The organism is Terribacillus sp. FSL K6-0262, from assembly GCF_037977385.1.
Taxonomy (GTDB): domain Bacteria; phylum Bacillota; class Bacilli; order Bacillales; family Amphibacillaceae; genus Terribacillus.
The window spans coordinates 1,694,204-1,706,577 of record NZ_CP150277.1 but is presented as its reverse complement, the minus strand read 5'-3'; the positions used below and the strand labels follow the sequence as shown (position 1 = coordinate 1,706,577).

The window sequence follows — 12,374 nt, the reverse complement described above, 5'->3', positions numbered from 1 at the left end:
AACCTATATTCCGCGACCATCCTACTTCTTGCTGCCCATCCGTTCCCGCAGCCTGAATCCTACATCAATTATACCCAAAATGCGTACAAGATACAGCAGTACCGGCGCGAAAAGAATCGAGATCACCACTGCAAGAATCGGCAGCACCTTCGGCAGTTTCCGATGATAGGCGAAATGGAAAAAGAAAGAAAATCCCTGCAGGACAAGCAGGATGCCGGCAAGCTCCGTGACATTTGTGACAATCGGATAAATCCAGCCATTCTGATCCATTTCGAACCAGCGGGCGATGGAACCGATAAAGTAGATGAACAATACGATGACCGGCAAGTTGAACCGGCGGAATGGCGGATAGAGGATCCGCTGTTTACTCTGACGATTGTGAACTTGGTGAGCCAGCCATTGAGAGACGAAAGCAAACAGCAAGGAGGACACAGCGATCATTGTAGGGATCAGCACCAGCACATAATCGAAGGCAGCATCCATTTGCTCCCATTGGGCCTCCGGTACTGTCACCCCGACGGTATCCACTTCGGATTTGACTGTCTGGATCGTATCCTGATAGCTGTCCTGGATCATCTCGATGATGTTGATTCCCGATATGAATTGTGAACCTGCAAGGAATATCGTGAACCCGAGCGCATATCCCACTGCCCCCTTCAATAAAGCTTCATATGTGGAATGCTTTTGATGAAGGATGTAGCCTGTTGCAGCTGCCCCGATCGCGATTGCGATCGTCATTAAGAACCCAGCAACTGTTCCGATGAAGGATAAAAGCAGGATGGCTGCAGAAAAGTAGATCCCTGACTTAAAACCATGCCGGATCCAATAGAGGATGATCGGCACTGGCATGACAAGCATCGCCAGTAAGTTGAGCACTGGCACAAAGATTGCCATAAGCAGCAGAACGAGATAAATCCCTCCCAGCATGGCTCCTTCCGTCAGTTTTCGAGCATTGTTCATGAAACGTGACACCCCATTTGAATATGTAATCATGCAATTGTAGAAAAAGCACAGCTGCATAGGCTGTGCTTATCGTTCGTTTGTATGGACGAAATCGTATCAAAAGCCATTTCATCCGAAAAATTGCTACCCCACGATTATACCTGAAAGCAAGTATTCAAACAAATGTTTCGCCATAAAGAGTAAACAGACTTATCACTCAGCTTGTGAAGTTCTTAATTTGTTGTTTATTTTTTCGGAATGACCCTTTATAATGATAAGACAGCCTTACAATAGGTCAGCACTACATACTTACACCTCATTAGCCACTAATGGGACGAACGTCAAGATCGGCGGCATCGCGTCAAGCATGCCGCCGATTTTTTCCATTCCACACTTTTTACACATTTTTTCTACTGAAACCAGAAGAAGTACAAGATTTCAAAATGCTATGATGAATACAAGATCAGAACAGATTATATATAAAAGAATCGGGTAAACAAAACTAATCCAATCTAAAGAAAGGAAAGAAACCTCATGAAAAATAGTCATTTCAATGCCATCCTTGCAGCGACTCTATTGATCAGCAGTATCGGCGGCTACTTGCACTCTATCTTCTGATTCCATACTCCATGCAAGCTCTTCCTGTAAAAAGGCGGAGCTTTTTTATTTGCTCTATATGGTAAATGGACGCTTACCCAGGCGCATGCTGAAAAATCCCCTCTTGGAACATCCTGCAGAATATGTCAAAATATTTTTAACTAACTATTGGGAGTGGGACGTTTTGTTGACAGATTATCATGTACATATGGCAGAAACAGGCTCGTTCACTTTGGAGTACATCCGCGAATACCTTAAAGCGGCTAAAGAAAAAGGTATAGAGGAATTCGGCATATCCGAGCATGCTTACTTTTTCCAGGAAACAAATAAAATCCTGTCAAACCCGTGGGTCGAAAACCGCCGGACGCTCCACTTCAAGGATTATCTTGAATTCTTCGAAGAAATCAAGCAAGCAGGACTTCCCGTCAAAATGGGCATCGAGATGGACTATACACCAGGCAAAGAAGCGGAGATGAAAGAATTCCTCGAACAGCATCCTTTCGATTATGTCATCGGATCCGTTCATTGGATTCGGGATTGGGGAATCGACCTTGATATCTTCAAAGAAGAATATGAAAAACGGGACTTGAAGCAGGCCTATCGCGATTATTATGATCAAATCATCACACTTGCCGAATCCAGGCTCTTCAGCTTTGTCGGCCACATCGATTTAATCAAGATATTCGGCTATAAACCGGATGACAAAGACTTCGTCGAAGGAGAATATGATCGGGTTGTACGGGCACTCGCTGAAAATGATACATGTATCGAGATCAGTACAGCGGGTTTGCGCAAACCAGTCGGTGAAATATATCCGGATCCCGTCCTGCTGCAAAAATGCTTTGATGCAGGTGTCGGCATCGTCATCAACTCTGATGCACATGCACCGAAGCATGTAGGCTATGCATATGATCAGGCAATCGAACTCGCCAAACGTGTCGGGTATACCGAAATCCAGACATTCGAAAAAAGGCAGCGAAAAGCGATGCCTATCGGCTGAACAAATGAATGATCATATCGACAGATGGAAACATTAATGGAAAGGAGCTGCAGATTTGCTGCAAGCTCCTTTCTTTTATGCAGGTAATCCCTTACAAGTCAGAATACTTTTTCTAATTTCTATTTGCAGGCACATTTCCTATAATGGACTACATATATCCATCACTACACTAAAGGAATGCAGTATGCGGCGTCAGAAGAAGGAGTGACATCATGAACCAATCGGAGAACACAGCACTAAAGAAGGAAATTGGAATTTTTCTAGGATTATCCATAGTTGTAGGAACGATCATCGGGTCTGGCGTGTTTATGAAACCAGGACCTGTACTTAGTCATGCGGGAAGCTCTGAAATTGCCATGCTGGCCTGGCTGATCGGAGGATTGCTGACACTTGCCGGCGGTCTGACCATTGCGGAAGTGGGTGTACAGATTCCGAAAACAGGCGGATTGTACGCTTATCTAGAGGAAACCTACGGGGAGCTGTGGGGATTCCTTTGCGGCTGGGTGCAAACGATCCTATACGGACCTGCCATCATCGGTGCTTTGGGACTTTACTTCGGCACCCTTTTAGTCAATCTGTTCGGCTGGGATACGAAATGGACAGCTGCTGTAGGTATTGCAAGTGTCGCGTTTCTTTGCCTCATCAATATTCTCGGTACGAAACTCGGCGGGGCGGTACAGCTCGTTACGACAATCGGCAAACTGCTTCCGATCATTTTAATCGTGGCATTCGGCTTCTGGAAAGGAGATGAGGACTTTTTCAGTGCCGTACCAGAAGCAATTTCCGATATGAATTTCGGAGCTGCCGTGCTGGCGACATTATTCGCTTATGACGGCTGGATCATGCTGGCCTCCATGGGCGGTGAGATGAAAAATCCAGAGAAAACACTGCCTAAAGCGATGATTGGCGGTATTTTGATCGTTACTGCTTGTTATCTGCTTATCAACGCAGCAATGCTTTATATCCTGCCGGCGGGGGAAATCGTCAGCTTGAATACAAATGCAGCCAGCACAGCTGCCAAGCTTGTCCTCGGTGATGCTGGTGAAATCATTGTCAGCCTGGGTATCATCGTCAGCATTTTCGGTTGTCTCAATGGGAAAATCCTGACGTTCCCGCGTATCCCGTTCGCAATGGCTGAGCGAGGTCAGCTGCCTTTTTCCAATTTGCTGAAAAAAGTGCATCCTGCCTTGCATACACCTTGGGCGGCAGTCGTGCTCCAGCTTGTGCTTTCTATCATCTTCATGCTTGTCAGCAACCCTGATAAGCTGTCGGAAATGAGCATTTTCACGATTTACATGTTTTATGTCCTGGCTTTCTATGCTGTGTTCATCTTACGCAAACGAAACAAAGGGAAAAAACGCGCCTATAGTGTGCCGCTTTACCCATTCATCCCGATCGCTGCCATTGCAGGCTCCTTATTTGTCTTGATCAGTACACTGTTCACAGATTTCCTAAGCTGCCTCTTTTCAATCGGAGTAGCAGTCATCGGTCTTCCGATATTCTATATTTTGAAAGCAAGACGGCGTTAAAAAAGCGAGCAGACAAGATCTGCTCGCTTTCTTTTATATCGTGATAGCTGTCACATCAAAAATATCATCCAGCTGTTTCAAACCTTCGACTTCGTCCGCCTGCGGCTCTTTATCGACGGTGAGCATCATGATCGCATCGCCGCCCTCATTGGACCGCCCTACCTGCATCGTCGCAATATTCACCTCATATTTCGCCAGCAAGGTCCCGACTCGGCCGATTGCTCCTGGCTGGTCTTTATGCCGTACAAGGAGCATATGGCCAGCAGGTGTCACATCGACATAATAGTCATCCACTTTTACGATGCGGGCCCCCAGTCCATTGACGAGTGTCCCTGCCACCTGATGCGTCACGGTAGCCGATTTAGCTTCCACTGTCACCAAGCTGGTGAAACCTCGTGTCGTGGAAGTCTTCTGCTCATTGATCGTGATACCTCGTTTTTTGGCAAGATGCGTCGCATTCACTTCATTCACATTTCCTAAATAACGCTGCAGCAAGCCCTTCACTGTGTTCCTTGTCAGTGGCGCCACTTCTTGATCTGCCAGGTCGCCTGCATAATAGACAGTCACTTCTTCGATGGCATCCGGCATTGTCCTGGCCAGGAAGGCTCCAAGCTTTTCCGCAAGATCAAAGTAAGGCTGGATTTTCCGCATGACTTCAGGAGAAATCGAGGAGAAGTTGACCGGATGGATAGCCTGGCCGCCCCTGAGGATCTGCATCACATCTTTGCTGACGTCGATTGCGACGTTTTCCTGCGCTTCCACCGTGCTTGCCCCCAAATGCGGTGTGGCAATCACTTGCGGCAGCTCCAGCAGCTTATGATGAACGGCCGGTTCTTCTTCGAAAACATCCAATGCTGCCCCAGCTACCTTCCCGCTGATGATCGCATCATACAGCGCCTCTTCATCGATGATTCCGCCTCTGGCACAGTTCAGTATCTGAACACCTTCCTTCATCTGAGCAAAGGCCTCAGTGGAAATCATATGCCGCGTCTCTTTCAGCAATGGGGTATGGACGGTCAAGAAGTCACTCGCAGCAAAAACCTCCTCCAATGTTCCATAGCCGATTCCCATCTTGTCTGCTCGATCCTTGGTCAGGAACGGATCATATGCAATCACATCCATACGCTGTCCCTTCGCCCGATATGCTACTTCCGCTCCGATCCGGCCCATTCCGACGATACCAAGTGTCTTGCCTTTCAATTCGACACCGATATGCTGCTTGCGTTCCCAGCGTTCTTCCTTCAATGCCAGGAATGCCTGCGGAATGTTGCGAGCAAGCGACATCATCATCGCCACCGTATGTTCAGCGGCCGAGTTTGTATTACCGTCCGGGGCGTTGACAACGACGATGCCAAGCTCTGTCGCTGCTTCCAAATCGATATTGTCCACCCCCACACCGGCACGCCCGATTACCTTGAGATCCGGTGCTGCTTCCATGATCGCACGTGTGACCGTCGTCTGGCTGCGGACGAGCAATGCATGATAATCACCGATTTTTTGGATGAGCTCTGCTTCATCCATTCCGGTATCCACAGTTACGCTGAAATCATCTGCCTGTGTTAATGGTGCCATGCCTTCTTTGCTTAATGGATCACTGATCAATACACGGTACATCATCATATCACTTCACTCCCCGTTCCAAGTAGATTTGCTGTGCCGCTGCTGTTCCTGCTCCCATTGTCACTTGTTTGCCGATCTGTACAAGACCTATTTCCACTGCCCCGATTACCTGCAGTACATCTGCCGGCGAGCAATATCCCATATGACCGATCCGGAAGATTTGTCCCTTCATATGCTGCTGGCCGCCTGCAAAAGCCAAATTGAATTCCTGCTTCAATTGCTTACGCAGCTGCTCCGCATCAAAATCGTCCGGTTTGATCGCAGTCACCGTCGGGGAAGCATATGCATCCTCCACAAGCAGCGGTATCCCCAATGCACGAAAGGCAGCTCTTGTCATATCACGCATCAGCCGATGCCTTGCATACACTTGCTCCAATCCTTCCTCCTCAAGCAATGTCAGCACTTGCTCGAGTCCGAACATAATGGATAAAGCTGGTGTAAAAGGCGTGCTGTCCTTTTCCAGACCATCCCGATATTTCGTCAAATCCAAGTAAAATCGCGGCTGCGGATTCTCCTCGATCACTCGCCATGCCCGATCACTGACTACAGCAAAGAACATCCCGCCCGGAAGCATGAATGCTTTCTGTGTGCCTGTCACCAAAATGTCGATGCCCCACTCATCGAATTCCGTCTCCACACCCGCCACACAGGATACGCCATCCACGATGACCAAGGCCTCTGAAGCTTCACGGATAGCTTCAGCAATTTCTTTGATCGGGTTCAGCACTCCTGTGGATGTTTCACAATAGGTGACAAAGACCGAGCTGATTCCCGGATGTTCTTCCAAGTAACTCTTTATATCATCCGGTTTCGCCGCTTCTCCCCAAGTCACATCCAGGCGATGGACCAGAAGCTGATATGCTTGGGCTATCTTGACAAACCGATCGCCGAAAGCACCCACGACGACGACCAGCACTTCATCTCCCGGCTTGGAGGTATTGGCCACTGCTGCTTCCAATCCGGCAGTTCCGCTGCCCGTCACAAGCAGCACATCCTGCTTCGTACCGAAGACCGGCTTCAATTTAGGCTTGATCCGCTGCAGCAAAGCAGTTGTCTCTGCACCGCGATGACCTATCATAGGCTGGCTCATCGCACGCTGTACGCTCGGCGGTATTGGTGACGGTCCTGGAATCCGTAGTAAAAGCTGATCTGGTAACATAAATTCTTTTCCTCCTTGGATTGTAAGATATCTTAACAGGTAAAAAAGCCCATAAGAAAAGCCTTCCGCTCCCTTACCTGTTATTAAGTAAGGGGCGAAAAGCTTGAATCCACTCACGCGGTGCCACCCTTTTTTCACTGCCTGTTCTGACATGACAGCCTTCATTGAAGCTATGCGTAACGGACATAAACCGGACAAGCCTACTGGATTCAGCCTGCCTATTCAGAAGTGCTGCCCTTTGACGGATTATACTAGTTTACACCAGCCACTAGCTCTCTTGGATAAGCACGAACAAAGGTATGATCTTCATCGACATAGTTATCATTTGGTTCAATTTTTTATTTATCATAGCAGACATACAGCTATTGTCAATACATTTTCTAATAATTTTAGCAAATCGGATTGTTCGGATTTTACGAGAATCTGCTTGTTCCTTGCTTTTTTGCTATACTGGACCAAATGGAAAATGACCTGGAGGGATATTCTATGCAATTGGAAACAGCAGCAAGGATGATAGCAGGAGCTTCTTCAGTGGCAGTCCTGACTGGTGCCGGCGTATCCACTGCCAGCGGTATACCCGATTTCCGTTCAACGGATGGTCTTTGGACCGCTGATCAAAGCAGGGAATATTATATTTCCAACCACTACTTTTATAAGGATCCCGTGGATTTCTGGCAGAAATACAAGGATATCTTCCGCGTGAAATTGCTTAAGGATTACGGTCCGAACCATGTACATCGTTATCTGAAAAAGCTGGAAACGGACGGCAAGCAAATCACTGTCATCACCCAAAATGTCGATGGCCTCCATACACTTGCCGGCAATGAGCATGTCATCGAATACCATGGAACCTTGAATACTGCCACCTGTCCAAACTGCGGCAGGTCCTATGACTTACCTTACCTATTGGAAACGGATACCCCTGTATGTAAAGAATGTGAGCAAATACTTAAACCCGATGTAGTCCTGTTTGGCGACCCGATCACAGAACATGACCGATCAGAAAGGGCGATACGGCAAAGTGAACTGATACTTGTACTGGGCACTTCCCTGCTCGTGAGTCCATTCAACATACTCCCCCAGTATGCCAATTCACTTGGCAAACCCTCCATTTTGATCAACCGGGAACCAACGGTCATGGATGAGCTGTTCGATGTCGTCATTCATGATGATCTTTCCAAAATCGTAAAGCAGCTGCAAAAATAGCGAGCTCCCCCTTAGGAACTCGCTATTTCTCATTCGTATCGATAGTGGTGGATGGGTTTGGATTGTTTAACGAGCAGGACGAAAACGACAGCAGCTATGGCAAAAGCACCCGCAATAGTGAAAGCAAACTGTACACCAGCTGTCATGGCATGAGCTGCACCCTGGGCGGCTGCAGCTTGGCTCCCGCTGCTCATCAGGGTGATGAACAGCGCCGGACCGATCGCCCCGGAGATTTGGTTGAAAGCATTCAAGGAAGCACTGCCGTGGGAATAGAGCTCCTCTGACAGCTGATTGAGGCCTAATGTCGTCATCGGAGTCAAAATCAACCCGATCGCAAAGGTAAAGCCGACATATAGCAAAGTAAACTGCAGCATGGACGTATCAGTCGATATAGTCGCCATCAATGCAATCATCCCCACTAAGAGGACTGTTCCGGTCACAGCAAAGGGCTTAGGTCCGAATCGATCAGAAAGCCGGCCTGTAAACAGTGCCATCACAGCAATCATGATACCGCCCGGGAACAGGACAATGCCGGAATCAAAAGCACTGATCCCCAAAGCATCCTGCATGAACACAGGCAATAGAATCATAGCGGCGAAAAAGCACATCATGACAGTGATCGTGACCAGGATCGCCATCAGGAAGTTCTTATTTCTATATGGCCGCAAATCAAGCATCGGCATCTCCAAGTTAAATTGACGATAAGCAAAGTACGCAATGGCAGCAAAGCCAATCAATAAGGCACCCAGTACGAGCGGACTGGTCCATCCTTGCGCTCCGGCACCGCTGAAGCCGACCACGACCGAACCGAAACCGATTACCGACAAAACGACAGACAATATATCGATTTTCGTACGTTTCGTCTCCAATACATTACGCACATAATAAGCAGCAAAACCAAGCAAGGCAAGCGTCAGGGGCAGTACACTGATAAACACATACCGCCAGGAAGCCTGCTCCACCACAAGACCGGAAAATACCGGACCTATCGCTGGCGCAAACAAAATGACGACCATCAGAAGACCGAGCATCGAACCACGTTTGGCCAGCGGTGTGATCGTAATGATCACTGTCGTCACCAGCGGGATGATGATCCCTGAACCAGAAGCCTGAATCACACGTCCAAGCAGCAAAACAGCAAAGTCAGGAGCAACACCGGCAACCAGTGTCCCGATAAAGAAAAACGATAGTGCAGTAAGCAGCAGCTGCCTCGTCGTAAAACGCTGCATCAAGTACGCACTGATCGGAATGAGTATACCGATTGTCAGCATATATCCTGTAGAAAGCCAATGCGCAGTTGTCGTTTTGATTCCCAAGGTCTCTTCTATATTCGGCAAAGCGACATTCATGACGGTCTCATTTATCAGCGCAATGAAATTCCCCACCATCAAGACAATAATCAGCGGAATACGATTTTCCACTTGCACATGTTTATCGATTGTTTGTGTAGCAACAGCCATATGGATGCTCCTTTCTTCGGTCAGATTAAAAATCAACTTTTTCCATTATAGAAGTTATGCATCTAGATTCAAGCATCTTGTTTATCAACCTGGCATATCATCAAATTAATTAAATTCCGAAAACTATCCAATAAAAAAAGCCCCTGTTCCAGGGACTTTCTATATGAGGAAAAACTATTAAGATATATAAAAAAGCATCATCCAAATGGACGATGCTTTTATGCATTACTCGCTCACGTATGGCAATAGAGCCATTTGACGAGCTCGTTTAATTGCGATTGTCAATTTACGCTGGTATTTTGCAGAAGTTCCAGTCACACGGCGAGGAAGAATTTTTCCACGCTCGGAGATGAAACGTCTTAGCAAATCAACGTCTTTGTAATCGATGTAAGTGATGCCATTTGCTGTGAAATAGCATACTTTTCTGCGCTTAGCGCGACCGCGACGTGCTGCCATGTCAGATTGCCTCCCTTAAATTAGAATGGTAAATCATCATCGGAAATATCGATCGGTTCCCCTTTATCACGGAAAGGATCTTGGTCGTTATTCCGGTTAAAGTTGTTATTGCTATTGAAGTTATTGTTATTATTGTTGAAGTTCGAGTTCTGATTTTGGTATCCAGAAGAACCTTGTCCGCCTCCTTGAGAACTGCCTTTGGACTCGAGGAATTGTACGCTGTCTGCAACGATTTCCGTTACAAATACACGGTTGCCCTCTTGATTATCAAAGCTTCTCGTTTGGACACGGCCATCGACGCCAACCAGACTTCCTTTGCTCATGAAGTTCGCCAGATTCTCAGCTGGACGCCTCCATACAACACAGTTGATGAAATCTGCCTCACGTTCGCCTGACTGATTAGAGAAAGGACGGTTTACTGCTAAGGTAAAGTTGGCAACTGCCACTCCATTTGGTGTGTAACGCAGGTCCGGATCCTTGGTTAATCTGCCGACAAGTACGACACGATTTAACATCAGAACCCCTCCTTATTTCTCGTCTAGACGAATCGCGATCTGACGAATGATATCATCAGAGAATTTCGCCTGACGGTCGAATTCATTAATAGCGGCTTCAGTGCCTTTAAGATTAATGACGTAGTAGTAGCCATCACGATAGTCGTTGATTTCGTAAGCAAGGCGTTTTTTGCCTTTCTCGTCAACTTTCTCGATTTCCGCACCATTATCAGTCAGGATTCCGTTGAAACGCTCAACTAGAGCAGTTTTAGCTTCTTCCTCGATATCTGGGCGGACGATGTACATGATTTCGTAATCTCTCATCCGTTTGCACCTCCTTTTGGACTTAACGGCTCTTATCTCTCATAAGAGCAAGGAGTAATCTTTAAAAAACGTAATTACTCACAATGAAGAATTATAGCAAATTATCTGCCGTTAAGCAAGCTTATTCCACATATTTATGTGATGAGGATCCGACCTTACACGTTGAAACGGAAATGCATGACATCTCCGTCTTGCACCAAATACTCTTTACCTTCCAAGCGAACCTTCCCGCGCTCTTTTGCGACAGCCATGGAACCAGCATCAACCAGGTCCTCATAAGAAACGGTTTCTGCCCGGATGAACCCTTTTTCAAAATCAGTATGAATGATACCTGCAGCCTGAGGCGCTTTGATACCTTTCTTGAAGGTCCAAGCCCGCACTTCCTGTTCCCCGGCCGTGAAATAAGTCGCCAAGCCAAGCAGGCTGTAAGAAGCCTTGATCAGCTGATCCAAACCTGACTCTGGAATGCCTAACTCTTCGAGGAACATTTCCTTTTCCTCGCCTTCAAGCTCAGCAATTTCCGACTCGATCTTCGCACAAACAACGATTACCTGTGCGCCTTCATTTGCCGCAAACTCCTGTACCTTGGCAAGATTTTCATTAGCGGACGGATCTGCAACTTCTTCTTCACTCACGTTAGCAGCGTACAAAACCGGTTTGCTTGTCAAAAGATGCAAGCCTTTTACGATCTTTTGCTGTTCATCCGTGAATTCCAGCGCACGGGCAGGCTGTTCATTCTCTAGTGCTTCTTTGATCTTGGATAGGACTTCTTGTTCTGCAACAGCTTCTTTGTCTTTTTGACGGGCAAGCTTCTCTACACGCTGCAGGCGTTTATTGACAGAATCAAGGTCTGCAAAGATCAATTCCAGATTGATTGTCTCGATATCATCGATTGGATCGACTTTACCGGATACATGCGTGATATTTTCATCATCAAAGCAGCGAACGACGTGAACGATTGCGTCTACTTGACGGATGTGGGATAGGAACTGGTTGCCAAGTCCTTCTCCCTTGCTCGCACCTTTCACAATACCAGCGATATCAGTGAATTCGAATGCAGTTGGGATGGTTTTCTTCGGTTTGACCAGTTCAGTCAATTTATTTAAACGTGAATCCGGGACTTCTACAATGCCGACATTTGGATCGATCGTACAGAACGGATAGTTGGCAGATTCCGCCCCCGCTTGTGTGATCGCATTGAACAATGTGGATTTACCGACGTTCGGTAATCCGACAATACCTGCTGTTAAAGCCATGTAATCTTCCACTCCTTAAGTGTCCTGGCCGCTTTTCATCGAACACAGCGAACCAATATAGATCTGCTTACTGAACACTCCGCCCAGGGACAGGGAAGATGGGGCAGCACCGGTAACTGACTTACGCTTAGCATGCCAGTTTTCCCTTACTTTGTCCAAGTAAACATACGTACTTCTAGAGTACACTATTCTGTATGAAACAGCAAAAATATGTAAGGATTTTAGTCATTTATATACTTATTGATTGCAGTAAAACGATTTTACAGAATAAAAAAGCCTGTCCGATGACAACATCAGCCAGGCTTCTATGTTTCACGTGAAACAAGTCATA

General features: G+C 46.9%; 11 protein-coding genes. 3 read left to right on the top strand and 8 right to left on the bottom strand.

What is annotated here, in order from left to right:
* Positions 1–21: 21 nt before the first annotated feature.
* Positions 22–960, bottom strand: coding sequence for a YybS family protein (locus MHI54_RS08915; protein ID WP_340081299.1), 939 nt, complete (start codon positions 958–960; stop codon positions 22–24).
* 763 nt (positions 961–1,723) lie between these two features.
* On the opposite strand from MHI54_RS08915, the gene MHI54_RS08910 reads away from it, so the two are divergent.
* Together MHI54_RS08910 and MHI54_RS08905 are read left to right on the top strand one after the other, a co-directional pair.
* A complete protein-coding gene (locus MHI54_RS08910; protein ID WP_340081298.1) occupies positions 1,724–2,539 on the top strand; it encodes a histidinol-phosphatase in 816 nt (271 codons plus the stop codon).
* A gap of 212 nt (positions 2,540–2,751) precedes the next feature.
* The gene (locus MHI54_RS08905; RefSeq protein ID WP_095215735.1) at positions 2,752–4,068 is read left to right on the top strand and encodes an amino acid permease; all 1,317 of its coding nucleotides are present in this window, start codon (positions 2,752–2,754) and stop codon (positions 4,066–4,068) included.
* Between the two features lie 33 nt (positions 4,069–4,101).
* Here the strand turns inward: MHI54_RS08905 and serA are convergent, their stop codons facing one another.
* Both serA and MHI54_RS08895 read right to left on the bottom strand, forming a co-directional pair.
* Positions 4,102–5,685 carry a phosphoglycerate dehydrogenase gene (gene serA / locus MHI54_RS08900; protein ID WP_095215843.1) on the bottom strand — a complete coding sequence of 528 codons (1,584 nt, stop codon included), beginning with the start codon at positions 5,683–5,685 and terminating at the stop codon, positions 4,102–4,104.
* A 4-nt stretch (positions 5,686–5,689) separates the two neighbouring features.
* Positions 5,690–6,847: an alanine--glyoxylate aminotransferase family protein gene (locus tag MHI54_RS08895; protein WP_095215734.1), complete on the bottom strand. Its 1,158-nt coding sequence runs from the start codon at positions 6,845–6,847 to the stop codon at positions 5,690–5,692.
* 486 nt (positions 6,848–7,333) lie between these two features.
* Here MHI54_RS08895 and MHI54_RS08890 point away from each other — a divergent pair, with 486 nt between their 5' ends.
* Positions 7,334–8,053: an NAD-dependent protein deacylase gene (locus MHI54_RS08890; protein WP_095215733.1), complete on the top strand. Its 720-nt coding sequence runs from the start codon at positions 7,334–7,336 to the stop codon at positions 8,051–8,053.
* A 29-nt stretch (positions 8,054–8,082) separates the two neighbouring features.
* Here MHI54_RS08890 and MHI54_RS08885 read toward each other — a convergent pair whose 3' ends face one another.
* From MHI54_RS08885 to ychF, 5 genes are all read right to left on the bottom strand, one after another.
* Positions 8,083–9,513: an MDR family MFS transporter gene (locus MHI54_RS08885; protein WP_095215732.1), complete on the bottom strand. Its 1,431-nt coding sequence runs from the start codon at positions 9,511–9,513 to the stop codon at positions 8,083–8,085.
* A 225-nt stretch (positions 9,514–9,738) separates the two neighbouring features.
* On the bottom strand, positions 9,739–9,969 hold the full coding sequence (rpsR, locus tag MHI54_RS08880) for a 30S ribosomal protein S18 (RefSeq protein WP_095215731.1): 231 nt from the start codon (positions 9,967–9,969) through the stop codon (positions 9,739–9,741).
* Positions 9,970–9,989: 20 nt separating this feature from the next.
* A complete protein-coding gene (ssb, locus tag MHI54_RS08875) occupies positions 9,990–10,484 on the bottom strand; it encodes a single-stranded DNA-binding protein (protein ID WP_095215730.1) in 495 nt (164 codons plus the stop codon).
* A gap of 12 nt (positions 10,485–10,496) precedes the next feature.
* Positions 10,497–10,787: a 30S ribosomal protein S6 gene (gene rpsF, locus MHI54_RS08870; protein WP_095215729.1), complete on the bottom strand. Its 291-nt coding sequence runs from the start codon at positions 10,785–10,787 to the stop codon at positions 10,497–10,499.
* Between the two features lie 155 nt (positions 10,788–10,942).
* Complete coding sequence (ychF, locus tag MHI54_RS08865) at positions 10,943–12,043, bottom strand: redox-regulated ATPase YchF (RefSeq protein ID WP_095215728.1); 1,101 nt, start codon at positions 12,041–12,043, stop codon at positions 10,943–10,945.
* Positions 12,044–12,374 lie beyond the last annotated feature (331 nt).